Origin of the sequence: Thalassospira sp. B30-1 (assembly GCF_015767575.1) — a bacterium.
In the GTDB taxonomy this organism is placed as follows: domain Bacteria; phylum Pseudomonadota; class Alphaproteobacteria; order Rhodospirillales; family Thalassospiraceae; genus Thalassospira; species Thalassospira xiamenensis.
In genome coordinates this window covers 3,463,569-3,486,666 of sequence record NZ_CP065232.1, presented here as the reverse complement: position 1 = coordinate 3,486,666, position 23,098 = coordinate 3,463,569, and the positions used below count along the sequence as shown (strand labels likewise).

Here is a 23,098-nt window from a genome sequence, read left to right as displayed (position 1 = left end):
CCTATTTACGGGGCGTCATGCCTTCGTTTTCGCCTCTTTCGATTGCCAGCTTGTCGACGCGCGACATCATCGATGGCGCGTCTGACAATCCGGTTTCTTCGGCGCATTGATGGCGATCACGAAGCACGGCAAGGTCGAAATCGCGCGGGTCGATATTGAATATTTTTGGTTCAATGATGGTGGTTGCCGTGCGGATCATATGCAGTGTGGTTCCGGTTCGTTTGTAGGAAACGAAAGACAGCCCTTCGAGCATTTCTTCTTCGGTTTCAACATTGTACGAGCCCGCCGGGAAGCTGTGATCGAAGCCTTTCAGGTGGAAAGGGTGGTGGAAGGCGTATGTTTTCTGGATTGTTCTGATGGTCGTCATGGCATGAGGCTCCATTTGCGGTGGCCCCGGCAATGACCCTGTCCGATGGTGCGCGGGACATTCGGCGGGGAGGGCAAAATCATTTTACGAGCGCAGCGGATATCCTTCGTCCGGTTCTTTTTTTGGCAAGGGAACCGGTGTGCTGAACGGACAGCCTTCAAGCGGAAAGTCTGATTGTGCCGTGGATATGTGAAGTATCCTGTTCGAAGATGTTTTCATTTCATTTCACATGTTTCATTTTGTTTTGAATATTATTGTACGCTGATCCGATTATTTTATCGAATGTTCTATTTTTGTTTTTTAATGGATGAATAAACACAGATCAGTGCACGGGTTTCAAATTTGTATAATCATGAAAGAATGAATTTTTTCCGTTTGGATAGGTTCTTTATCTTGGCGGCCACTCGATTGAATGAGGGCATCATGTCGCTTACATTCCTGATACTGATGATTTTGGGATCGATATTTGTCGTGACCATGCCAATCTGGTCCTTTAGCCGCAGGTGGGGCTATTTTCCCTGTTCGATCATGCTTGTATTGATTGTTGTCATCATTGGTGTTTCATTCACAAATGATGTTCAGGTGTTTTTCTAATGTAATGGCGATATAAAATTTTGGCCTAAGCAAACACAGGTTAGTTCTGTGCTTTGGAATTTCGGTTAAAAGTCATCATGAATGCTGAATGTTCAGTTATTCAAATTCGGTTTTTTCAGGGCAATACTTGTCGCCCACAGTCGGACCCCCGATTCTCAAGACAAGTCCCCCTATTTTGCCCTCATGAAATCAAGACTTAAGGTCAATGGCTATGAAAGAACAACAGAGTTCAGGGCAGTCCGCTGCCGAGAAAATGAAGACTGTCAAGGCTGCCTGGGACAAGGCACCTTCCGGTCCGAAAAAAGAAGCGGCGTTGAAGCATTATCAGGCTGCCGAAACGGCCCAAAAGGCCAAAAACGATCCTGAATGTATCAAATCGCTCGACGCAGCGACCAAAGCTTTGAACTGAACTTTGATGTCCTACCCCTATTGACATCTTCCATCCCGGCGTTTCGTCGGGGTGGTTTTTTTCAAACAGGCCATGACGCAACAGCAGGATTTCACCTGAGTACACAGGAGGCTTCCATGAGTGTCCGCACGATCAGCAATGTTTACCGTTTCAGGCATCCGTTCAATTTGACAGGCCGTACACGAAATCTGCCAGCCGGTACATATTGTGTGGAGACATACGAAGAGCTGGCGGAGGGCGATAGTTTCGTCACCTATCAACCGGTCCTGTCGCTTTTGCATATCAATGGGACGCCGGCTTCTGATGCGGCGCGGCTTTCAATCCTGGTCAGTCTTGAAGAACTTGATCTTGCGTTGATGATGGACGAGATCGCGGAAGAAGAACTGGCCCTTCTTGATGCCGATATTTCCGAACAGGAATTGAACTTGCTGGGCGAAATACACCGTGCAAGCCGGGTTTCATCTGCCAGATCACCCTTTGCGATGGTTATTCGCTGACATTCCGATATCTGCGACCAAGGCATTTTGATCTGATCAACGGGCCGGGCGATATCGCCCGGTTTGCCCGGTTGATTTGGATTATCCATTTCATTTTGAAATTCAATAATATCACAAACAGGAGAGTGTAAATGTTTGGTTTCCAGGGTGACGAAACAGCCGAAGCTGTTGCCCGCAAAAAGGGTTACCTCAGGGATGCGCAGAAGCATTGGAAATTCCTGACGCATTATGATCTTTCGACGATCCGGACCAAGGGGCAGTTTTGCAATATGATCAAAGTCCGCGCCAGCCTGTCCGAAGAACAGGCGACAAAGGATGTCGATGCGTGGATGGCAGGCAAGGTTTTTTGATCGCACGGGGGCGATCAATGCTCGATATGGCCGGTATCAATGCCGGATGATGGGCTCGTCCTGATCAAGGTAGCCGACCTGAAAATCGGCAAGGGCGATCAGCTTTTCAAGATTTTTGAAATGCACGATCCCCTTTTGGAAGGTCATCAGATCCTGTTCGCGCAATTGGCGCAGTACACGATTGATATGGATCGCACTTAGGCCCAAGGCATCGGCCAGAAGGTATTGTGACAGCGGACAGGGGTAGCTGTTTGGGGTGCCGACCCCGATCAGATTCAATCTGGTCCCCAATTCCAGCAGGAAGTGGGCCGTGCGCACAATCGCGGACCGTCGGCCGATATTTACCAGATGTTCGACAACCATTGCCTCATCACGCGACGCCGCCCAGAGAATGGCACTTGCCAGACGGGGGGATTTCGCGAAGGTGGATATCATGTTCTGGGCTGATATTTCGGCGACTGTGATTTCGGTTATCGCTTCGAAGCTGTGATCCGAGGTGCGCAGCAACAGGCTGCGCAGGCCGAGGAAGTCGCCAGGAATTTGAAAATCGATGATCTGGCGCGTGCCATCGGGCAGCAGTTTGTAAGACGCGACCCAGCCATCAAGCAGGATAAAGGCATTGTGCGCCCGCTGTCCTTCGTGAACAATTTCGCGCCCGGCGGAAAGTGTGATCAATCTGTGTGGTAGCGAAGAAAATGTAGAAATTTCATTATCGGTCAGATCGATGAAAGATTTCAGCTTTTTAACAACAAATTTTGTAGACGAAATCATGTGTTCTTCTTTCCTGACAAAATAATAAAAATTATTATGCCAATATTTTCAAAATCCTGATCTGTGTTTACGCCAGTTGTGAAACATGATGATAAATCTTTTGGTCATATTTCGCAACATAGATGCGATAAATTCAAGATTATTTAAAGGATAAATAAAATGGATGATCAATACAGCGTTCAAGGTGCTGCTGCCCTTTCGATTTGTGAGTCTCTCTTGCTTTGTCTGGGAGATATGGGGCTGATGACGGACAAGGATGTTATCGGTATTCTTGAAGATGCGGCCAGCGCGCATGTCACCGGCGAACCCGGGGGGGAAGTGAACAATCATCATCAGGCCGTTCATGATCTGATCAAAGCAATCATCAAAGGTGGCAATTCGGTACGGCATCCCGCTTAGTCGGGCGTAACGGTTTTCGGCAAATGCTTTTCAGGCGGAATTATTCAATATCCCGACATGAAGGGGCGGAGATTCTGCATCGCGCAAAATCCCGCCCTTTTTCGTGATGTGTTTCGATGTCTGTGACATTGAAGGTCGTCAATGTTGTCAGATCTTATTTGTGCGCTTTATCGGAAGCTTTTGTTTCCGGGGTGCCTTTGGGGACCTCGATCTGGCCAAAAAGGGACTGGGTCATCGCGATAATGGTATTGGTCTGATCGGCGAATGCGGCATTGGTGTCTTTTAGCCAGGTTTGCTGCGCATCCATCAGGTCCGACCAATCCGTGCATTCCTGACACGTCTGGTAAAGCTGTACATTGGCCTTGATCCGGCCTGCGACAAATTCCCCAAGCTTTGCAGGAACGACCTGCATGCTATTGGCGATGGCTTCGGAATTGTTTTTAACCGTCGATGCAAGCGGTCCGTTAAAAACTTCGAGAAGGGGCGCGGGAATTGAGGTGGCCGTTTTGTCGGCTTCGACAGTTTTCTGTGTCATGCGCGTGTGCCTTAAACAAGGCTCGACGGAACTTCCGCCAAGCTATCGAAAGGTTTAGCACATGGGGTATCCGGGTTGGCTAACACGGGTTAGTTTTGCCGGGTTTCTTTTGGCAAAAACAAAGGCGCAAGGCTGGTTTCAGGCATCCTTGCGCCGATGTGAAATGCTATTTGGCGGGTGTTATGGTACCACACGCCGCAGGCGTCGGGCTTCGGCCTTTTCAGTGTCTATCAGGCCGCGATAGGCATGCCAGCTTGAATAGCCCAGAAGCGGCATCATGACCGCAAGACCCAGCAGGAAGACCACCATGCCACACGCCGCCATGACCGCAATCATGGCTGCCCACCCGGTCAGGACCCGCCAGTTTTTGCGAAACGCCGCAACACTTATGATCAGGGCGGTAATCACATCGATATCACGATCCACCAGAAGCGGGATCGAGACGACCGTAATGGCAAACACCATCATCGCCAGCACACCGCCAAGGATGGTGCCGGTAATCAGGAAGGTGATGGCATCGCGTGAGAAGAAGGTTTCCCATACCAGCACATCAAGTGACGGGACCGAGCCATTGTAGAACAGCGCAAATAACAGCATGGCAATGCGCGTCCAGGCCAGAAAGAACAGCATCAGGACGACGCCAATCGCGCCAAGCTGACCGGGATTGCGCCGGAAACCGTTCAGGCTGTGCCACAGGGTGACATTTTCACCCATTTCAAGGCGGCGGCTGGTTTCATAAAGGCCAACGGCAATCACCGGTGCCAGAAGCATGAAACCGGCACCCAGCGGCAGGGTCAGATAGGGCTGACCCGATTGGAACAGGCTTAGTAAAATAAGATAACCGGCAATGACGCAAAGCCCGCCATAGGCAAGGCCGATGGCCGGGGTACGTTTGAAATCGCGCCAGCCTGCTTCAAGCCATTTGCCGGACTGGTCACTTGTGACATCGCGGATGGCAATGCCTTGCGGAAGCCCGCCGATGGAACCTGTTGGTTGTTCGATTGTGGTTTCGGACATCTGCATCCTCCCTGCACCCTGTTGATCAGAATTGATCAAGGTGGCTGATACACAGGCTCAACGCCCTGATGGTGTGTTCTTTTTTGTTTATAGTATCACTTCGCAAAACAATTGCCAGTATCGGCTGTGTTCAATAGCACAGGTTTTTCATATGAGGGTGCGGGGGCGGTTTTCCATAGGGGATGCTTGATTACCGCTGGTCTTGCGCACAAATTCATAGGTGAACCGGTAAAAGGGAAATGCGCGTACCGAAAACGTGCGGAAATGGTATCATCAACCAACTTATTGCCATTTTCTGTTGCGACGAGCGGTACGAGCCATATGCTACTGAGATAAATACAACATCGCACCGCGCAAACATGTCTGTTTCAGCGGTGCCGAGCAAAAAGCGGAGCCGGACTGTTGAAAAAGATCCTTGCCGTGATTGGCGCCATTCTGGTTGTGATCATCGCTGCCCTGTTGGTCATTCCTTCCCTGATTGACTGGAACGGTTACAAGCCACAGATCACCCAGGCAGTGCGTGAAGCAACCGGTCGCGATCTTGAAATTCGCGGCGATCTTTCGATGTCCGTTCTGCCGTTTCCGGCATTGTCGGTCGAGCAGGTGACGCTTGGCAATCTGCCCGGTGCGCAGGACCCCGACATGGTGTCGGTCAAGGAAGTCCGGGTTTCTGTCGCCCTGATGCCGCTTCTGACCGGCAATGTGCAGGTGACCGAGATCAGCCTGATTGATCCGGTGATTTCCATCGAGACGTTTGAAGACGGCAGCAACAATCTGGTGTTTGATCCGGCACAGGCCGCGCCAAGCGGGCCGGATGCCGGAACGATTGCCACACCGCCAAGCACGGGCACCACGTCGGAAGGCGAACAGGCGGCACCTGATGCCCAATCGGGCGGAAGCGACGCCGGATCATCCGATTTTGCCAGCACGATCCAGATTGACCGTCTGGAAATCGAAAATGCGACAATCCTTTATCACACACCGGGCAGCACGGAGCGGATTGAGGGGCTGACCCTTGGCGTTTCGGCCGACAGCCTGAATGGTCCGGCAAAGGGCGAGGGATATGTTTTCTATCGCGGGATTCCGCTGACGTTTAATTTCAATGTCGGCGAAATCAGCCAGACCGGCCCGTTCCCGGTCGGCATGCAGATTGGCATCGACAAGGTCGATGGCGGTATCAATTTAAGCGGTCAGGTTGATCTTTCGGCGGAATATCCGGGCTTTAACGGCCAGATTGACGGCAAGTTTGATGATCTGCGCGAAGCGGCCCTTCGGATTGCAGGCGAAGGTGCCGATATTCCCGATATCGCCGCCAAGCCGTTCAATCTGGGCGGGCAGGTTGCCGCCAATGCCAAATCTGTCACGGTTAATGACCTATCGATCCGGTTTGGTGAAACCCGTGGATCGGGGGCAATTGCGATTGATCAGGACCCGAAAATGCGGGCCGATGTGGCGCTGCGTTTCAATCAGCTTGATCTTGATTCAATCCTTGTGCTGACGCATATGGGCGATGGTGACGCCCCGGACACAGGCGCGGGCAGCACGGGCGACAGCGGCATGGCGACCCCGGAAAATGGATCGGCGGGCGATGCGGGTGGGCAATCCATCCCGTCGCAGGGCGACAAGACATCGGGTGCGGCCAATGGTCCGATGATCCCGGCTGATCTGACGGCATCGATTGATTTCGAAGTTGAAACCCTGATCTATAACCAGACGCCGGTGCATAATGCGCGGATCAATGCCGCGATTGCCAACAGCAAGATCACATTGAACGAAGTTTCCGCCGGTTTGCCGGGGGGGACGGATTTCTCGGTGTTTGGCAGCATTTCGGGCGAAGGTCCGAAGCCGAGTGCGGCCCTTTCCTATGAGATGGCATCGGAAAATATTCGGGCGGTGGCGCGCTGGCTTGGGGTCGATGTTGATGGCATCCGGGCGGACCGGTTGCGTCGTTTCTCGTTGACCGGTGGGGTCAAAGGGACACCTGACAAGCTTGATATTTCCGATCTGGATATGCGGATTGATGATACGGCCATTCGCGGTGCCATCGTCGCCAATCTGAGCGGCGAGGGGCTTCCGGCACTTGGTATTGGTCTTAAGCTTGATCGTATCAATCTGGATCAGTATGTTTCGGCAGCACCAGCCGCCGGAAATGGCGATGCGGCAAGCCCAGCGGGCAATGATTCCGCAACAACGGATTCCGGCACGGTAGCCAACGGTTCGGATGCCGCCCCGTCGTCGGGACCCGCGGCGGGCGGTGATGCCATGGTCAGGATGATCAAGGATGCGCTGGCGCCGCTTGATGGTGTTGCGGCCAATTATCGGCTGGCGGCTGATGAAATCATTTCATCGGGCGTGTCGATCAAGGGCATTTCGATTGATGGCAGCCTGAGCGGTTCGCAGATCACGCTGAACAATTTTGCGGTGGCCGATGCGGCCGGGCTTTCGGCCAGTGCCAGCGGTGTGTTCCGTGGCGATGTGGCTGTTCCGGCATTCGAGGGGATCAAGCTTAAAGTCACGGCCAAAACGCTGGCACCGTTGGCGAAGCTGACGGGTATGACGCTTCCGGCACCGGCCAGCGAATATAAAAGCATTCAGGCCAATATCGGGCTGAATGGCCCGGTGACCGGCCCGAACCTTGATATTGATGTATCCAACCCGTTGATGCAGGTGGCATTGAACGGGGTGCTGAGCGACCTGTTTGGGGCGACACCGGGCATTGATGGCAAACTTGCGATGCAGGCATCAAGCCTGAACCGTGTGTTGCCGTTGCTGGCACCGACCTATGAGCCATCGGGCAATCTGGGGCGTCTGGTTCTGGACAGCACGGTCAAGGGCAATGCCAAGAATATCGCGCTTGATATCGCGAAGTTCGGTATCGGTCCGTTTGAAACCAGGGGTGACGTTGATTTCGACGCCACCGGGGCGCAGCCGAAACTGGCCGTGGCCCTTTCGGGCGGGGTATTGAATGTTGATCCGTTCGTGCCCGCGGCAAAACGGGCCGGACTGATGCCCGAAGGCGGTAGCGGTGCGCGCCGGGCGGCTTTCAATATGCCGACCACGATGAAGGTTACGACTGTTGATGCCCGTGACGGCACGCCGTGGGATGATACGGTGATTGATGTATCGGCCCTGCGGTCGATTGATGCCGATATCACGGTCGCATTTGATCAGCTTGATTTCGATACCTACAGCCTTGTGAAGCCGGATTTGAAGGCGACACTCGTGACCGGGCTTCTGACCATTCAGAAATTCACCGGCCTTCTGGGCGATGGGAATTTGTCGATTGATGGCACGTTTGATGCGCGCAATTCCGATACGCCGAAACTGGCGCTTAAAGGTAATCTTGACGGGGCGGATATCGAAAAGCTGACCCCGATCCGGGTTGCCAATGACACGGTGATCGGCGGGGCGGCGACGAAGTTTGATGTCACCGCATCGGGCAATACATCGCGCAAGCTGATCAGTGCGTTGAATGGTACGGCGAACCTTGTTCTGAATAATGTCCGGTTCAGCAATGCCGATAAACGGTCTGCTGATCCGAAGCTGAACATTCAGGCATTGTTGCAGCAGGGCCCGCAGGCGATGGTGGTTGAAGGGGTCGGTAACAACGATCTGGTTCAGACCCTTGAGGCCGACATTGCCATCACCAACGGGATTGCCAAAACCACCCGTGTCGAAGCGACATCGCGTGTGGGGACGGCGGATGCCGATGCGACCCTTGATCTGCCGAAATGGCAGATGGATACGCAGGCCGATTTCGATTTTTCCGAGAAAATCGAAGAATTACCGCCATTTAGCGTTTACGCCAAGGGCAATATCAGCAACCCGGCGATTACCGGGCGCATGGACAAGGTCGCGATCAAGGTTCTGGATAATATCCTTGATAAGGCACTGGGCGGGAGTGGTTCATCCGATAGCGGATCGGGAAGTTCGGGCAAGGATGCGGCCAAGGATGTTCTGAAAGGGCTTCTGAACCAGTTCGGTCGATAACTTTTCACAACTGTTCCAAACGTAAAACGGCCCTGCAGTGCGGGGCCGTTTTGCTATTGGCGGGATGCGGTCGGGACATGGCTGTCATAAAAAGGCAAAAAAACCTTAACAAACCGGGTTTGCTTCGACATGATCCGCGCGTCGATTCCCTTTTTAAGTAACGGTTGATCATGGTCGCAAAGAAAACCGCTCTGGATAAGGATCTCAAATGGCAGCGCCGCATGGATGCGGGTGCCGGAGAGACAGCCTCCCTGAGTGCGAAGCTCGGACTTGCGCTTGTCTTTCTTTTGGCGTGCAGCGCCTTTGTCGCCTTTCATATGGGCGGCCTGCCGCAAAGCGGATTCCTGATCGCCGCTGCGGTGATCGGCGGTTACATGGCACTGAATATCGGCGCCAATGACGTGGCCAACAATGTTGGTCCGGCGGTTGGTTCAAAGGCGCTGACCATGGTTGGCGCCCTTTTGATTGCAGCCGTGTTTGAAGCAGCCGGGGCGATTATCGCCGGTGGCGATGTTGTTGGCACGATCAAGAACGGTATTATCGACCCGACCCAGATGCCCGATGCACAGACCTTTGTCTGGGCGATGATGGCGGCCCTTCTGGCAGCCGCCCTTTGGCTTAACCTTGCCACATGGCTGGGCGCGCCGGTATCGACCACCCATTCCATCGTTGGCGGTGTGATGGGGGCGGGTATGGCAGCCGTCGGCATTGGCGCGGTCAATTGGCCGACTATGGGCACGATTGCCGCAAGCTGGGTGATTTCGCCGGTTCTGGGTGGCGTGATCGCAGCCGCGTTCCTTGCCTTTATCAAGTTCAAGATTCTGTATACCGAAAATTGCGTCGAAGCGGCCCGCAAATGGGTGCCGATTTTGGTCGGTGTGATGGTATCGGCCTTCACCATGTATCTGATGATGAAGGGGATCAAAAAGATCTGGGCTGCTGATACGTGGCAGGTCATTGTTATCGGTATCGCAGCCTTTTTCGTCACCCTGTTGCCGACCCGCAAGGCCGTGCTGCATGCGTCGCGTAACATGATCGGACGACGCAAGGAAATCGCATCGCTGTTTCGCATTCCGCTGGTCGTGTCCGCAGCCCTTCTGTCATTCGCGCATGGGTCAAATGATGTTGCGAATGCCATTGGACCGTTGGCCGCCATCGTTTCGGGTGTTGATAGCGGCGAGATCGTGACATCGGCCCCGATCCCGATCTGGGTGATGGTGATTGGCGCGATTGGTATTTCTGCAGGTCTGATCCTGTTCGGGCCGAAACTGATCAAGACGGTCGGATCGAAAATCACCAAGCTTGATCCGATCCGGGCCTATACCGTGGCGCTGTCGGCGGCATTGACGGTGATTGTGGCATCCGCGCTGGGGCTTCCGGTCAGTTCGACCCATATTGCGGTTGGTGCGGTGTTTGGGGTCGGGTTCCTGCGTGAAACGCTAAGCCATCGTCGCCGGATGGATAGTGCGCCGATGCTGGTCGGTGCGGAACAGGAAAGTGACGAACAGAAACAGCATATCGAAGCCCTGCGTCAGCTTGACCCGGCACAGGCCGAAAAGGCCGAGAAGAAACTGCGCAAGCGGTTGCTGGTGCGCCGCCGTTATGCGGTGACGATTGCGACCGCGTGGGTGATCACGGTTCCGGCCGGGGCGTTCCTTGGCGCGTTGCTGTTTTTCACCATTCGCGGGATCATGCTTTAATTCCGTCGGAATTAGGCGCAGAATTGACGTTTCGCGGCACGGTGCTCCTCCTTTTCCCCGGAGCAGCTTGTGGCGATCTGCAGCGGCGGTCAGGCTTTGTCTGACCGCCGTTTTTCCTTGACGCCTGGGGTCTCCAAGCGTAATTACCCCAACCATAATTTGAATCAAACCCGTGCCGAATCGTCGCCCAATCAAAGTGGGCCGCGAGATTTCCTATGCGTGCGTTCTGCTTTTGGTCAGGATTTTGGTTAAGGAAAAACGATGAAAGCCATCATTATTGGCGTTCTGGCAATGGCCGTGACGGTTGTTGCATCGAACATTCTGGTTGAATATCCGCTGCCGGGCGTTTTGGCCGACTGGCTGACTTATGGGGCGTTTACCTATCCGGTGGCGTTTCTGGTGACTGACCTGACCAACCGCGCACGCGGGGCAGCGGCGGCACGCCTTGTCGTGCTGGCCGGGTTTGCGATTGCGGTTGTTCTGTCGTTGATCGTTGCCGATACGCGTATTGCGATTGCATCGGGCACGGCGTTTCTGATTGCGCAGATGCTTGACGTGACGGTGTTTGACAGGCTGCGCCGGGCGACCTGGTGGAAGGCTCCGCTGATTTCATCGGGGATCGGGTCGGCGGTGGATACGGCCTTGTTCTTTTCCATCGCGTTTGTCGGTACCGGGCTTCCGTGGCAGACATGGGCGATGGGCGATTTCAGCGCCAAGATCATCATGGCGCTGACCTGTCTGGCACCGTTCCGTTTGCTGATGGCAATCATTACCCCGCGCCTGAATATCGAACCGGCAAAAGGGTGATGCAGGGCTGATATTCCGGCGGGCGTCTTGTGATTTTGCAAAGGGGGGCGGTATAAGGCGCCCCTCTGATTTTTTCTGATAATTGCAGGTTTTGTATTTCCGATGAAAGTCGATCTGTTCGATTTCGATCTGCCGCGTGAGTGCATTGCCGAACATCCGGCCAACCCGCGTGACAGTGCCCGCATGCTTGATCTGACGGGCGGGGAAACGCATGACCGCATCGTTCGTGAATTGCCCGAAATCCTGCGGCCCGGTGATCTTCTGATTTCCAATGATACCCGCGTGATCCCAGCACGCCTGTTTGGCAAGCGCGGGGAGGCGGGCATTGAAGTGACCCTGCACAAGCAGGAAGGTCTTGCACAATGGCGCGCCTTTGCCAAACCGGCCAAGAAGCTGCGCGTTGGGGAAACCTTCAGGGTCGCCGATGATTTCGAAGCCGAGGTCATGGAAAAGAAAGACGGCGGCGAGGTGTTGCTGCGGTTTAACGTTGCCGGGGCTGATCTGATTGCCGCCCTTGAAAAATATGGCGTGATGCCGTTGCCGCCCTATATCCGGCGGGAAAAGGGTGGGGATAATCAGGACAGATCGGATTATCAGACGATTTTCGCCCAGCATGACGGCGCGGTGGCAGCCCCGACGGCGGGTTTGCATTTTACCCCGGAACTGCTGGCAGCGATTGATGCGCGCGGTATCGAGCGCCGCACGATCACGCTTCATGTCGGGGCGGGCACGTTTTTGCCGGTCAAGGTGGATGATACCGAAGACCACAAAATGCATGCCGAATGGGGCAGCATATCGCCGGAAATCGCCAGCCTGATCAATGAAACGCGCGCCAAGGGCGGGCGGGTTGTTGCGGTCGGGACGACGTCGCTTCGGTTGCTTGAAAGTGCGGCGCGCGAAGACGGGGTGGTTGAACCGTTCGAGAACGAGACCGACATCTTTATCACGCCGGGATACAGGTTCCGGGCGGTCGATATGCTGCTGACCAATTTCCATCTGCCGCGATCAACACTTTTCATGCTGGTATCGGCCTTTGCCGGGTTTGAGCGCATGAAGGCGGCCTATGGTCACGCGATTGAAAACAGATACCGTTTCTATTCCTATGGCGATTGCAGCCTGCTTGAATGCGCCAGCAAGATTGAAAAAAGCTGATGACTGAATTCCGTTATGAACTTCTGGCGACCGACGGCAAGGCCCGTCTCGGCCGCATTCATACCGCCCACGGCGTGATCGATACCCCGGCCTTCATGCCGGTTGGAACGGCTGCCACGGTCAAGGGCATGTTGCCGGAAAATGTCGCCGATACGGGTGCGCAAATTCTTTTGGGCAATACATATCACCTGATGCTGCGCCCCGGTGCGGAACGCATTGCACGCCTTGGCGGTTTGCACAAATTCATGAATTGGGACAAGCCGATCCTGACCGATAGCGGCGGGTATCAGGTGATGTCGCTGTCCAAGCTGCGCAAGATTACCGAAGATGGTGTTACGTTCAAAAGCCATATCGACGGGCGCAAATTTGCCCTGTCGCCGGAACGGTCGATGGAAATCCAGCATTTGCTGGGATCGACCATCACCATGGCGTTTGACGAATGCACCCCGTTCCCGGCGACCGAACAGCAGGCCGCGGATTCCATGCGCATGTCGATGCGCTGGGCCAAGCGGTCCAAGGATGCGTTTGTCGAGCGCGAAGGCTATGCGCTTTATGGCATTCAGCAGGGCAGTGTTTTTGAAAATCTGCGGCGCGAAAGTTCGGAAAAGCTTGCCGAACTTGACCTTCCGGGGCATTCGGTCGGTGGTCTTGCGGTTGGCGAGGGCCAGCAGATCATGTTTGATACGCTTGATTTCTGTGTCGATATGCTGCCCGCGAACAAGCCGCGTTACCTGATGGGGGTTGGCAAGCCATCGGACCTTGTGGGTGCGGTGATGCGCGGGATTGACCAGTTTGATTGCGTTTTGCCGACCCGGTCGGGCCGCAATGCGCAGGCCTTTACCCATCGGGGGACGCTGAACCTTAAAAACGGGCGTCATCGCGATGATGACCGTCCGCTTGACGATCAGTGCAATTGCCCGGCCTGTACGAAATATTCGCGTGCCTATCTGCATCACCTGATCAAGGCGGGCGAGATTTTGGGGGCGGTTCTGCTGACCTGGCATAACCTTGCCTATTATCAGGATCTGATGCGTGGCATGCGCGACGCCATTGCTGCGGGCCGCATGGAACAGTTCGCCCGTGATTTTTATGCAGGCCAGGAAGGCGGGGATATTGATCCCGTGCCGATCATCGAGGATTAATCACATGGCTGATCAAACCATTTACGACAACCTGACCATGCTGGGCGGCACCACCGAACAGCCCGCCAGCCCGGATGAAGCGGTTCTTGAACGGGTGCAGAACCCGCAGGCCGGAACCGATTATTGCGTGCGGTTTGTCGCACCGGAATTCACATCGCTTTGCCCGATCACCGGTCAGCCGGATTTCGCCCATCTGGTGATTGACTATGTGCCGGGGGATTGGCTGGTGGAAAGCAAGTCGCTGAAGCTGTTTCTGACGTCGTTTCGCAATCATGGTTCCTTCCACGAGGATTGCACGGTCAAGGTCGGCAAACGGATTGCCGATATGATTGATCCGAAATGGCTGCGCATTGGTGGCTACTGGTATCCGCGCGGCGGCATTCCGATTGACGTGTTTTACCAGACCGGCCCGGCCCCCGAAGGGGTGTGGATCCCCGATCAGGGCGTTGCCCCCTATCGCGGGCGTGGCTAGTAGCTGGGCTCACCGGAATTGATACAAAATCAAGGGCTGCTGTCGGGAAACCGGCGGCAGCCTTTTGTTTTGGGGTATTACCGGTATGTATAGTTATTAACAATGCGAATTATTCTCATTGTTTTGGGTTTTGGTTCTTGCTAATAGACGGGCGGGCAGGGGAACCTGTATCATTTGGCAACGGCATGTTTGGGCAAGGCCATGGCGCGCAACAGCGCATCGGTTCTGATCGCAAGCTTTCAGGAAAATTACGAACAGCTTTTCCGGTTTCTGACCCGAAAGCTGGGCGGGGACCATGAACGCGCAGCCGATGTGGTGCAGGATACCTATGTGCGGCTTGCCGATGCCCACGATCAGGGGGACGTGATCGACAACCCGCGCGCCTATATCTATCGGGTGGCCGGGAACCTTGCGATTGACGGGATCAGGCGTGAAAAACGCATTACCGCCCATCACGATATGGACGAGGATACCGACGCGATCCACGATCCCAAACCCGGCCCGGAAAACATCGTGCTCGATCGCGAACAGATTTTACTGCTTGATAAGGCGCTGGAAAAGCTGCCAGAAAAGCCACGTATGGCGTTGCTGATGTTTCGGGTCGACGGGTTGTCACACAGTGAAATTGCCGCGCGTCTTGGCGTATCAAACAGCATGGTCGCGAAATATATCGTGCGCGCCCTGCAACATTGCCGTGACGAGCTTCTGCGCGAGGGCGAAAAATAATGGCAAAAATCATTGTAGATTTGCCCATGCCCAAACGTCTTAACAATATGGGCCATGCATTGGTGGCCGTGCGGGACCATTTTCGGGGTATCGGGTTTTGAAGACCGGGTTATCGGATCAGCAACCAGCCAGCAGGCCATTGACCGCCGATCTTGGTGATCAGGCGATTGAATGGCTGGTGATGCTGCAATCAGGCGATGCCACGGCGCGCGATCATGCGGCCTTTGCCGACTGGTGCGCGCAAAGCCCCGATCACGCCCGTGCCGCCGCCGAGGCCCGAAGCCTTTTTGCCGCCGTCGGTCAAACCGAAGCCGCGCAGCAATGGCAGGAAAATCCCGATATCCGGCGCGAGATCGGCAGTTTCCAGTCACCCGCGCCGGGGGCCGCAGCGCCTCGCAGACAACCTAGGCTGCAACCGGCACGAAGCCGGGCAGTTTGGCTCCGGCCCGGACGCCTTGCCATTGCCGGGGCAATGGTTTGCGCCTTGATGCTGGCGATCTTTGGCGGGTTGGAAGCAACCGGGCCGATTGCGCGCTGGACATCGGATTACAGTACGGCCATCGGACAGCAGCGGGCGGTGACGCTTGCCGATGGATCGGTTGCACACATGAATACCGCATCGGCCTTTTCCGTTGATTTTTCCGGCCCACGTCGCGAAATCCGCCTTCAAGCGGGCGAAGTGATTTTTGACGTGGCGAAGGATGCCGATCATCCGTTTATTGTTTCCGCCAATGGCGGGGCGGCGCGCGCGGTTGGTACGGTTTACGGGGTGCGGCTTGAGGACGGTGGGGCGAATGTCACCGTGCGCGAAGGCATTGTGGAAGTGACCCGTGGCGACAGTGAGCCGTTGCGAATCACGGTCGGGCAGCAGGCGCATTATGACACCGATGATGGGCTGAAAAAGATCACGGATGCCGATCTTGCCGCCTATGGCAGCTGGCAGCGCGGCAAGCTGATTTTCAATCAGCGGACGCTTTCGGATGTGATGGCGGAACTGCAACGTTATCAGCCGGGCAGGATCGTTGTGGCGCGGGATGCGCTGCGGGGGCTTAAGGTTACGGGTGTGTTTGAAACCGCCGATCTTGATGCGGTTTTCGCCTCTATCGAACAAACCACATCGGCGCGCGTCACCCGGTTGCCTTTGCTGACAATCATTTACTAATCCTTCTGGCGAAGGTCGCGGTTTTTCGCGCTTTCTTCTCATCCCGAAAATTTTTTGAATTTTTTACTGCAAATCACGTTAGCCGGTTTCGTCTCAGAAATAACAGCGAATGATTTCGGTTCTTAATTTCATTCGCATTGGGGTTTCTGACGAAAAGGCTTATGGAATGAATACAAACGTTTGTGTGGCCCGGCGGATGATGCTGATGGGCTGGAAACGCCGTCTTGCGGTAACCACGGTGATTTCCGGATTTGTTGCCATCGCACCGTTTCATGCGATGGCCGCCGATATTGCCGCGTCGCGCGACAATGCCGAAATCGCACAGGCGAGCGTGATTGATTTCAACATCCCGGCACAGGACCTTGACCGGGCCCTGACCAGCCTTGCCGATCAGGCCGGTGTGCGTCTGTTCTTTCCGTCCGGCGGAATTTCCGGGGTTCAGGCATCCGCCATTCAGGGGGAAATGACGGTTGATCAGGCGCTGGGCCAGCTTCTGAGCGGGACGGGTTATACGTGGCGCTTTACCGAGGATAACACGGTCACGATTGAACAGATCGCCGCCAGTGGTGAAACGGTGCTTGATCCGGTGCGGGTCGAAGCCAATGCGGTCACCGAAACCGCCGATGGCCCGGTGGACGGCTATGTCGCGACCCGGTCGCGTGCGGCAACCAAAACCGGCACACCGATCCTTGAAACAGCGCAAAGCATTAGCGTGGTGACCAAGGAGCAGATGGAAGATCAGGGATCGCAAACGGTGATGCAGGCGATGCGCTATACCCCCGGTGCCTTTACCGGTCAGGTCGGTGCGTCAAACCGGTACGATTACATTATCCTGCGCGGTCTGGTGGATCGCAGCATCGACAATATCTATCTCGATGGCCTGAAAACCATGAGCGATGATTCGACCTATAGCTCGATGCAGATCGATCCCTATTTCGTCGAACGTGCCGATGTGGTCAAAGGACCGGCATCGGTGCTTTATGGTCGCAGTTCGCCCGGTGGTCTTGTGGCACTATCAAGCAAGAAACCGCAATTCGAACAGCAGGGCGAGGTCGAGCTTTCCTATGGCAATCGCAATCAGCGCGGGGTCGGTTTTGATTTCACCGGTCCGCTGGACGAGGCGGGCAAGCTTGCCTATCGCGTTGTCGGCAAGGCAGATGCATCCGACACCCAATTCGAAGGTACCGAAGAAGAACGTTATGCCATTGCCCCGTCGCTGACCGCCAATATCAGCGATGATACACGCCTGACACTGTCGGGTTATTTCCAGAAAGACCCGGAAGGCGGCACCCATAATGGCCTGCCGTCCGAAGGCACCTTGTTCGCGCGCAATGGCCAGCATATTTCGAACACTTTCTTTGACGGTGATCCGGCACTTGAAAGCTTCGAGCGCACCCAGAACATGGTCGGTTACGAGTTTGAACATGATTTCGACGATACCTGGACTGTGCGCCAGAATTTCCGTTTTCTTGATGCCGATGTGCATCTTGACCAGATTTACCAGACGGGCTGGAGCGGTACCTCAAATGAGTTGACGCGAACCTATGGTGGCGGGGATGAAAGCCTTCGCGCCTTTACGGTGGATAACCAGGCCGAAGCCAATTTTGCCACCGGTGGCGTTGATCATACGGTTGTGATGGGCTTTGATTATCAGGACCGCAAAAGCGAAAACAAATGGCTGTTTACCGGGGCATCGAACATTGATGCCTTCAATCCGGTCTATGGCAGCCCCGGGGTTGCGTTGGGAACAATCACCAACAGCAACAGCCGGTCCCTTGAACAGGCGGGACTTTATGCCGAGGATCAGCTGGCATATGAAAACTGGCGTTTCTCGCTGGGGCTTCGGCAGGATTGGCTGGAAACCAGCAACCTGAACCGTTTGACCAATGTTGAACAGGGCGAAGACCGCAGCAAGCTGACCAAACGTGCCGGGGTTCTTTATCTGTTTGATAACGGCATCGCGCCCTATTTCAATTATTCGGAATCCTTCAATCCCAGCCTGTCGAGTGATGCATCGGGCAAGCCGCTGGAACCGACCGAAGGTACGCAATATGAAGTCGGCGTAAAGTTCCAGCCCGAAGGCAGCAGAACGATGCTGAGTGCGGCGGCATTCCATATCGAACAGGAAAACGTTGCGGTTTATAACAACCTGACGACGGCATGGGAGCCGGTTGGAACGATTGAATCCCGGGGCATCGAGCTTGAGGCGCGCACCGAACTGACCGACAATCTTAGCGTGCTGGCCGGTTACACTTATACCGATGCGTCCTTTGATGCGCCGGGGGCGGTCAAGGATGGCAATCGTCCGCAGCAGGTACCCGAACATATGGTGTCGCTTTGGGGGCATTACCGCTTTGACGAGGGCGCACTTGACGGGCTCGGCATCGGGGCGGGGATCCGCTATGTCGGTGAAACGGCTGCGAATGAGGCCAACACCCTTATGGTTCCGGACTACACGCTGGTTGATGTCGTGCTGAACTATGATCTGGCGCAGGTTGGCATGAACAATGCCGATTTCCGGCTGAATGTGAATAACCTGATGGACGAGGAATATGTCGCGTCCTGTCTGATCACGCAGTGGTCGGATAACTGTTATTATGGCGAGGAACGCACAATTCTGGCGACGCTGCGATATCGCTTCTGATTTCGCCCGGCGTCGACTTAAAGGCCGCAGCCATGTGCTGCGGCCTTTTGCGTTTCGGCGACAAACCTATATAAGGCAGCACAGAGAGAGAAAACGACCCAGATGTTTTGCCATGACGGTTGCCGCTGCGATAACCCTTGAAAGCCTTCAGGCCAAAGCCCGTGAAATCGGCTTTGATGTGTGTGGTGTGGCGCGCCCGCAGATTGACGAACGCAATCAGGCGCGGCTCGATGAATTTGTCGCCGCTGCCGAATATGGCACCATGGACTGGATGAATGACCCGGAACGGCTGCCGCGCCGTCGCGATCCGAAAATGCTGTGGCCGGAAGTCAAATCCGTCATTGTTCTGGGTTCCAACTATGGGCCTGCGGAAAATCCGCTAACCCTTCTGGACCATCCCGACCGGGCGATGATTTCGGTCTATGCCAGAAACCGCGACTATCACGATCTGATCAAAAAACGCCTCAAGCAGCTTGCGCGCTGGATGATGGAACAGGCACAGAAAGCGGGTGCTGATGGCGAACAGGTCAAGGTGTTTGTCGATACCGCTCCGGTGCTGGAAAAGCCGTTGGGGCAGGCCGCCGGGATTGGTTGGCAGGGGAAGCATACCAATCTTGTGTCGCGCGAATACGGCAGCTGGCTGTTTCTGGGCGAGGTTTTCACGACGCTTGAATTTGATCTGGCGGAGCCGGAAATCGATCATTGCGGGTCGTGCGCCAAATGCCTTTCGGCCTGTCCGACCGATGCGTTTCCGGGCCCCTACAAGCTTGATGCGCGCAAATGCATTTCGTATCTGACGATCGAGCATGATGGCTTGATCCCGCCCCAGTTTCGCCGTGCCATGGGCAACCGTATTTATGGCTGTGACGATTGTCTGGCGGTGTGCCCGTGGAACAAGTTTGCCAGCCGGACGCAGGAAATGGCCTTTATCCCGCGCGCCGAACTGACCGCGCCAAGGCTTGCCGATTTCCTTGATCTGGATGACGAGACATTCCGCAATTTCTTTACCGGATCGCCGATCAAGCGGATCGGGCGGGCGAAGTTTTTGCGCAATGTCCTGACGGCGGTGGGCAATAGCGGGGCGGTCAATCTTGTGCCGCGTGTCGAAAGCCTTTTGACCGACGAAAGCCCGCTTGTGCGCGGATCGGCGGTCTGGGCGCTGTCGCAATTGATGGATGGCAAGGCGTTTGACGCCCTGCGATCCCGTCATGAACGCATGGAAAGCGATCCGGTGGTGCTGGCGGAATGGGCGCGCCCCGCGCCGTGATCCTAGTCGAACGGCACTGTTTCATAATGATAGCGCACATTGCCCGACGGATCGGTCAGTACGATGCCGAACATCGGCTTTAACGGGGCGCGTTCAACCAGTTCTTCTTCCTTTTCATGACGCATGTCGAGAGGCTCGCCCTTCTGGCTGCTGCCGCCGACATTGAACGGGATACCCTGCCAGATGCCGTTGCTGGGGCGGTGGAGGTGGCCAAGGAAGATATGCCTGATCTGCGGATTGTTCTTGATGATGGCGGCCAGTTCGGCGTCTGCATCCATCCGGATCGAATCAAGAAACGGCAGGCCCATATCAAGCGGCGGGTGATGCATGAACAGGAACGTTGGCAGGTTTTGGTGCTCTGCCAGTTCGTGTTTCAGCCAGTCAAGCCGGGCGTCGCACAATGTGCCGTGATGGGCATCAGGCACGATGGTATCAAGCATCACAAAGCGGATGCCGCCGATTGTCTGACCATGATTGATAAAGCCGTTTTCATCGCGCGGCGTATCGGGAAAGGCGGCGAGCATCGGTTCGCGGATATCGTGATTGCCCGGGATCATGATAAACGGCATGGCAAGGGTCGCGAACAGTTCGACCGCGTGGTCATATTGTTCCGGGCGGCCATGATGGGTGATGTCGCCGGTAATCACGCAGATCACGGCATCAGCATGATATTCGTTGATCTCGGCAATGACGGCACGCAGCGTATCACCCGCATGTGGTGGGCGCGAAAGGTCATCACGGGCCAGCAGATGCGTGTCGGAAAGATGTATGAATTTCATAGGGATGCCTTATCATGATCGGGTGACGCCACCGGCATGATGATCGAGTTGCCGAGGATTGGGAAGATATACAGGCCGATGAGCAGCGACGTTCGAAAAAGATCTGTGACAATTGCCGGACACCGGACGAGTTTCTCGCTTGAAGATGCATTCTGGTCCGAACTTCAGGGCATCGCCACACGGCGCGACATGGCAATTGCCGAACTGGTAGCCGAGGTTGACGAAGGCCGCGACGGCAACCTTTCAAGTGCCCTGCGGTTATATGTACTGGCGAATTTGCAGGGGCGGTTGGGGCGGGATCGTGACCCTGATATGCCATCGGGTCACGAAGAAGCACCGGAAGATCAATAAATGTGTGGACTGGCAGGGGCGACAGCCAGCGGGGAGCAACCACGTGTTCACGCAGCACTGAATGCACTTGTCCATCGGGGACCGGATGGTGAAGGGTGCTGGTCTGATCCCGCAGGTGGGGTAACGCTTGGCGTGCGTCGGCTGATCACGACCGATCCGGGGGCTGCGGCAAATCAGCCCCTGATTTCACCCGATGGCCGGTTTGTTCTGGCGTTTAACGGTTATATTGCCGGGCATCGGCGGCGTATTTTGTCTTTGCGTGAAAAAGGTTCCGTCGTTGAAAGCGACAGTGATGCGGCGCTGGTTCTGGCGGTTCTTGGCAATGCCCTGCGTGATGGTTGTGATCCTGCCAAACCGCTTGCCGATCTTTCAGGGCAGTATGCTTTTGCGCTTTGGGATTGCGCATTGCGGCAACTTTGGCTGGGGCGTGATCCGATCGGGATAAAGCCGCTTTATTTTTCCGAATATGGCAGCGGGAATGTGGCGTTTGCGTCCGAGGTCGCAGCCCTGCGTTGCATCATACCGGCCATGCCGGACCGGGGTGTTTTCCCGCATTATCTTGCCCATCTGTTTGTGCCTGCACCGGCGACGGGCTTTGTCGATATCCGGCAGTTAAGGCCGGGAGAACTGATCTGCTGGCAGAATGGCAAGATCGATGGCCGGATGATCCGGCCAGCCACTTGCCACCGACCTGACGGCGAAGACGCAGTTGCCGATCTGCGCCGGGCCATTCGCCAGTCGGTGGCCGATGCGATGGATGCGGACCGTAATGTTGGCATGCTTTTGTCCGGTGGAATGGATAGTGGTGCGATTGCCGCGATGGCGTGTGATGTCGCGCGTGAACGCGGGCAAAAGCCGCCACCGGGATTTGTCATGCAGTTCCGCGATGCCGGGATGGATGAAACACCACGTGCGCGGCAATTGGCAAAACATCTGGGGACGGAGCTGCATGTCGTCGTGGCACCTGACGGGCCCGAAGAAATTCTGGCGCATCTGAATGATGGCCTGCGGGCTTTTGGGTCGCCCTTTGGCAATCCGTCGGTTGTTTTGATGCAGGCGCTTGGTGCGGCGGTATCAAGGCACGTGCCGATCTGTCTGGCAGGGGATGGCGGGGATGAGCTGTTTGGGGGCTATCCGCGCTATCAGGCGGCCGCGATATTCGGCGCGTGGCAGTCTGTTCCGGGTTTCATCCGACGAAAGATGGCAGGCAATATTGCCCGGTTGCTGCCGCGCGGGGGTGCGCGGTTTGTTCGGGGCGGGCAGGGCGACGCACAAAGGGCGTTTCAATACTGGAATGATCGTTGTGGATTGGCGGAATTGGGCGCGCGGTTAGTGGTACCCGAAGATTTGTCAGAAGGTGATTTGTGCGATCAGATGATGGCGTTTGACCGACGGGTGACATTGCCGGGTAATCAGCTTGCGATGTCCGACCGATGTGGCATGGCGTACGGGCTGGAATACCGGGTGCCATTGCTGGGCCATGACGTGATGGCAATTGCCGGGCGTGTTGCGGCACGGGGGCATCTGCGGGAGGGTGCGAAGTCGTTGTTGCGTGCGGCCATCGCGCAGATGATGCCGGATGGCTATCTCCGTGCATCCAAGGTCGGCTTCAATCCACCGGTGGCTGACTGGCTGGCGAAGCTTGGAGGGCTTTTGTGGGGGCGCGAGGCCCGGATTATCGAGATGCTGTTTGCCGATCTGCCGATACGGGATCGCACGCGGCAGGATTACTGGCGCAGGGCAACACGGCATGGCGAGCAGGATATGGCGCTTGGCCTTTGGGCGCTAATCGTATGGCGGATCTGGCAGATGCATCTTGCAACGGATCGCCGGGCAGAGATCATGCGTGCAAAAGGCAGCGTAGATGGATCGATAAAGGCAGTGGTTCAGGAAGTGGTTCAGGAAAAAACGGTGCCCAAGGCCGCGATATGAAAATCGTGCATTTGTTTTGGGCTGGGGGCTTGGAC

At 55.5% G+C, this 23,098-nt stretch carries 22 protein-coding genes; 17 read left to right on the top strand and 5 right to left on the bottom strand.

Annotated elements, in window-relative coordinates:
• Window position 1: 1 nt before the first annotated feature.
• Entirely contained in the window at window positions 2-367 is a 366-nt protein-coding gene (locus IT971_RS16475) for a hypothetical protein (RefSeq protein ID WP_063092587.1), read from the bottom strand.
• A gap of 360 nt (window positions 368-727) precedes the next feature.
• Between IT971_RS16475 and IT971_RS22595 the strand changes: the two genes are divergently transcribed.
• From IT971_RS22595 to IT971_RS16455, 4 genes are all read left to right on the top strand, one after another.
• Window positions 728-961 carry a DUF3309 family protein gene (locus IT971_RS22595; RefSeq protein ID WP_063092588.1) on the top strand — a complete coding sequence of 78 codons (234 nt, stop codon included), beginning with the start codon at window positions 728-730 and terminating at the stop codon, window positions 959-961.
• A 211-nt stretch (window positions 962-1,172) separates the two neighbouring features.
• Window positions 1,173-1,370 (top strand): hypothetical protein, encoded by a 198-nt coding sequence (locus IT971_RS16465; protein WP_007089689.1) that lies wholly within the window; start codon window positions 1,173-1,175, stop codon window positions 1,368-1,370.
• A gap of 116 nt (window positions 1,371-1,486) precedes the next feature.
• The gene (locus IT971_RS16460; protein ID WP_063092589.1) at window positions 1,487-1,867 is read left to right on the top strand and encodes a hypothetical protein; all 381 of its coding nucleotides are present in this window, start codon (window positions 1,487-1,489) and stop codon (window positions 1,865-1,867) included.
• A 131-nt stretch (window positions 1,868-1,998) separates the two neighbouring features.
• Complete coding sequence (locus tag IT971_RS16455; RefSeq protein ID WP_063092590.1) at window positions 1,999-2,217, top strand: hypothetical protein; 219 nt, start codon at window positions 1,999-2,001, stop codon at window positions 2,215-2,217.
• Window positions 2,218-2,253: 36 nt separating this feature from the next.
• On the opposite strand, the gene IT971_RS16450 is transcribed toward IT971_RS16455, so the two are convergent.
• On the bottom strand, window positions 2,254-2,988 hold the full coding sequence (locus IT971_RS16450; protein ID WP_063092591.1) for a Crp/Fnr family transcriptional regulator: 735 nt from the start codon (window positions 2,986-2,988) through the stop codon (window positions 2,254-2,256).
• 159 nt (window positions 2,989-3,147) lie between these two features.
• Between IT971_RS16450 and IT971_RS16445 the strand changes: the two genes are divergently transcribed.
• Window positions 3,148-3,387, top strand: coding sequence for a hypothetical protein (locus tag IT971_RS16445; RefSeq protein ID WP_063092592.1), 240 nt, complete (start codon window positions 3,148-3,150; stop codon window positions 3,385-3,387).
• A gap of 154 nt (window positions 3,388-3,541) precedes the next feature.
• Here IT971_RS16445 and IT971_RS16440 read toward each other — a convergent pair whose 3' ends face one another.
• Window positions 3,542-3,922: a hypothetical protein gene (locus IT971_RS16440; RefSeq protein WP_063092593.1), complete on the bottom strand. Its 381-nt coding sequence runs from the start codon at window positions 3,920-3,922 to the stop codon at window positions 3,542-3,544.
• A 180-nt stretch (window positions 3,923-4,102) separates the two neighbouring features.
• Window positions 4,103-4,939 carry a DUF2189 domain-containing protein gene (locus tag IT971_RS16435; RefSeq protein WP_007089683.1) on the bottom strand — a complete coding sequence of 279 codons (837 nt, stop codon included), beginning with the start codon at window positions 4,937-4,939 and terminating at the stop codon, window positions 4,103-4,105.
• A 402-nt stretch (window positions 4,940-5,341) separates the two neighbouring features.
• Between IT971_RS16435 and IT971_RS16430 the strand changes: the two genes are divergently transcribed.
• From IT971_RS16430 to queG, 10 genes are all read left to right on the top strand, one after another.
• Window positions 5,342-8,929, top strand: coding sequence for an AsmA family protein (locus IT971_RS16430; protein ID WP_063092594.1), 3,588 nt, complete (start codon window positions 5,342-5,344; stop codon window positions 8,927-8,929).
• A 170-nt stretch (window positions 8,930-9,099) separates the two neighbouring features.
• The gene (locus tag IT971_RS16425; protein WP_063092595.1) at window positions 9,100-10,629 is read left to right on the top strand and encodes an inorganic phosphate transporter; all 1,530 of its coding nucleotides are present in this window, start codon (window positions 9,100-9,102) and stop codon (window positions 10,627-10,629) included.
• 261 nt (window positions 10,630-10,890) lie between these two features.
• Window positions 10,891-11,436 carry a queuosine precursor transporter gene (locus IT971_RS16420; protein ID WP_063092596.1) on the top strand — a complete coding sequence of 182 codons (546 nt, stop codon included), beginning with the start codon at window positions 10,891-10,893 and terminating at the stop codon, window positions 11,434-11,436.
• Window positions 11,437-11,538: 102 nt separating this feature from the next.
• Window positions 11,539-12,588 carry a tRNA preQ1(34) S-adenosylmethionine ribosyltransferase-isomerase QueA gene (queA, locus tag IT971_RS16415; protein ID WP_063092597.1) on the top strand — a complete coding sequence of 350 codons (1,050 nt, stop codon included), beginning with the start codon at window positions 11,539-11,541 and terminating at the stop codon, window positions 12,586-12,588.
• Window positions 12,588-13,730 carry a tRNA guanosine(34) transglycosylase Tgt gene (tgt, locus tag IT971_RS16410; protein ID WP_063092598.1) on the top strand — a complete coding sequence of 381 codons (1,143 nt, stop codon included), beginning with the start codon at window positions 12,588-12,590 and terminating at the stop codon, window positions 13,728-13,730. The genes queA and tgt overlap by 1 nt, the downstream gene beginning before the upstream one ends.
• A gap of 4 nt (window positions 13,731-13,734) precedes the next feature.
• Complete coding sequence (queF, locus tag IT971_RS16405) at window positions 13,735-14,202, top strand: preQ(1) synthase (RefSeq protein WP_062958438.1); 468 nt, start codon at window positions 13,735-13,737, stop codon at window positions 14,200-14,202.
• Between the two features lie 201 nt (window positions 14,203-14,403).
• The gene (locus IT971_RS16400; protein WP_063092659.1) at window positions 14,404-14,928 is read left to right on the top strand and encodes an RNA polymerase sigma factor; all 525 of its coding nucleotides are present in this window, start codon (window positions 14,404-14,406) and stop codon (window positions 14,926-14,928) included.
• Between the two features lie 139 nt (window positions 14,929-15,067).
• Complete coding sequence (locus IT971_RS16395; RefSeq protein WP_139190043.1) at window positions 15,068-16,090, top strand: FecR family protein; 1,023 nt, start codon at window positions 15,068-15,070, stop codon at window positions 16,088-16,090.
• A gap of 166 nt (window positions 16,091-16,256) precedes the next feature.
• Window positions 16,257-18,734 (top strand): TonB-dependent siderophore receptor, encoded by a 2,478-nt coding sequence (locus tag IT971_RS16390; RefSeq protein ID WP_063092660.1) that lies wholly within the window; start codon window positions 16,257-16,259, stop codon window positions 18,732-18,734.
• Window positions 18,735-18,846: 112 nt separating this feature from the next.
• Window positions 18,847-20,001, top strand: a complete 1,155-nt coding sequence (gene queG / locus IT971_RS16385; RefSeq protein ID WP_063092600.1) for a tRNA epoxyqueuosine(34) reductase QueG — start codon at window positions 18,847-18,849, stop codon at window positions 19,999-20,001.
• A gap of 2 nt (window positions 20,002-20,003) precedes the next feature.
• On the opposite strand, the gene IT971_RS16380 is transcribed toward queG, so the two are convergent.
• A complete protein-coding gene (locus tag IT971_RS16380; RefSeq protein WP_063092601.1) occupies window positions 20,004-20,780 on the bottom strand; it encodes a phosphodiesterase in 777 nt (258 codons plus the stop codon).
• 78 nt (window positions 20,781-20,858) lie between these two features.
• Here IT971_RS16380 and IT971_RS16375 point away from each other — a divergent pair, with 78 nt between their 5' ends.
• Window positions 20,859-21,131, top strand: a complete 273-nt coding sequence (locus tag IT971_RS16375) for a ribbon-helix-helix domain-containing protein (protein ID WP_063092602.1) — start codon at window positions 20,859-20,861, stop codon at window positions 21,129-21,131.
• On the top strand, window positions 21,132-23,063 hold the full coding sequence (locus tag IT971_RS16370) for an asparagine synthetase B (protein ID WP_063092603.1): 1,932 nt from the start codon (window positions 21,132-21,134) through the stop codon (window positions 23,061-23,063). It begins immediately after the preceding gene.
• Window positions 23,064-23,098 lie beyond the last annotated feature (35 nt).

Coding starts and splice junctions, on each gene's coding strand:
- IT971_RS16450 (WP_063092591.1), bottom strand. CDS start 2,988: ATGATTTCGTCTACAAAATTTGTTGTTAAAAAGCTGAAATCTTTCATC.
- IT971_RS16460 (WP_063092589.1), top strand. CDS start 1,487: ATGAGTGTCCGCACGATCAGCAATGTTTACCGTTTCAGGCATCCGTTC.
- IT971_RS16370 (WP_063092603.1), top strand. CDS start 21,132: ATGTGTGGACTGGCAGGGGCGACAGCCAGCGGGGAGCAACCACGTGTT.
- queG (WP_063092600.1), top strand. CDS start 18,847: ATGACGGTTGCCGCTGCGATAACCCTTGAAAGCCTTCAGGCCAAAGCC.
- IT971_RS16400 (WP_063092659.1), top strand. CDS start 14,404: ATGGCGCGCAACAGCGCATCGGTTCTGATCGCAAGCTTTCAGGAAAAT.
- IT971_RS16445 (WP_063092592.1), top strand. CDS start 3,148: ATGGATGATCAATACAGCGTTCAAGGTGCTGCTGCCCTTTCGATTTGT.
- queF (WP_062958438.1), top strand. CDS start 13,735: ATGGCTGATCAAACCATTTACGACAACCTGACCATGCTGGGCGGCACC.
- IT971_RS16440 (WP_063092593.1), bottom strand. CDS start 3,922: ATGACACAGAAAACTGTCGAAGCCGACAAAACGGCCACCTCAATTCCC.
- IT971_RS16455 (WP_063092590.1), top strand. CDS start 1,999: ATGTTTGGTTTCCAGGGTGACGAAACAGCCGAAGCTGTTGCCCGCAAA.
- IT971_RS16465 (WP_007089689.1), top strand. CDS start 1,173: ATGAAAGAACAACAGAGTTCAGGGCAGTCCGCTGCCGAGAAAATGAAG.
- IT971_RS16425 (WP_063092595.1), top strand. CDS start 9,100: ATGGTCGCAAAGAAAACCGCTCTGGATAAGGATCTCAAATGGCAGCGC.
- IT971_RS16380 (WP_063092601.1), bottom strand. CDS start 20,780: ATGAAATTCATACATCTTTCCGACACGCATCTGCTGGCCCGTGATGAC.
- IT971_RS16475 (WP_063092587.1), bottom strand. CDS start 367: ATGACGACCATCAGAACAATCCAGAAAACATACGCCTTCCACCACCCT.
- queA (WP_063092597.1), top strand. CDS start 11,539: ATGAAAGTCGATCTGTTCGATTTCGATCTGCCGCGTGAGTGCATTGCC.
- IT971_RS22595 (WP_063092588.1), top strand. CDS start 728: ATGAATTTTTTCCGTTTGGATAGGTTCTTTATCTTGGCGGCCACTCGA.
- IT971_RS16390 (WP_063092660.1), top strand. CDS start 16,257: ATGAATACAAACGTTTGTGTGGCCCGGCGGATGATGCTGATGGGCTGG.
- IT971_RS16420 (WP_063092596.1), top strand. CDS start 10,891: ATGAAAGCCATCATTATTGGCGTTCTGGCAATGGCCGTGACGGTTGTT.
- IT971_RS16435 (WP_007089683.1), bottom strand. CDS start 4,939: ATGTCCGAAACCACAATCGAACAACCAACAGGTTCCATCGGCGGGCTT.
- tgt (WP_063092598.1), top strand. CDS start 12,588: ATGACTGAATTCCGTTATGAACTTCTGGCGACCGACGGCAAGGCCCGT.
- IT971_RS16375 (WP_063092602.1), top strand. CDS start 20,859: ATGAGCAGCGACGTTCGAAAAAGATCTGTGACAATTGCCGGACACCGG.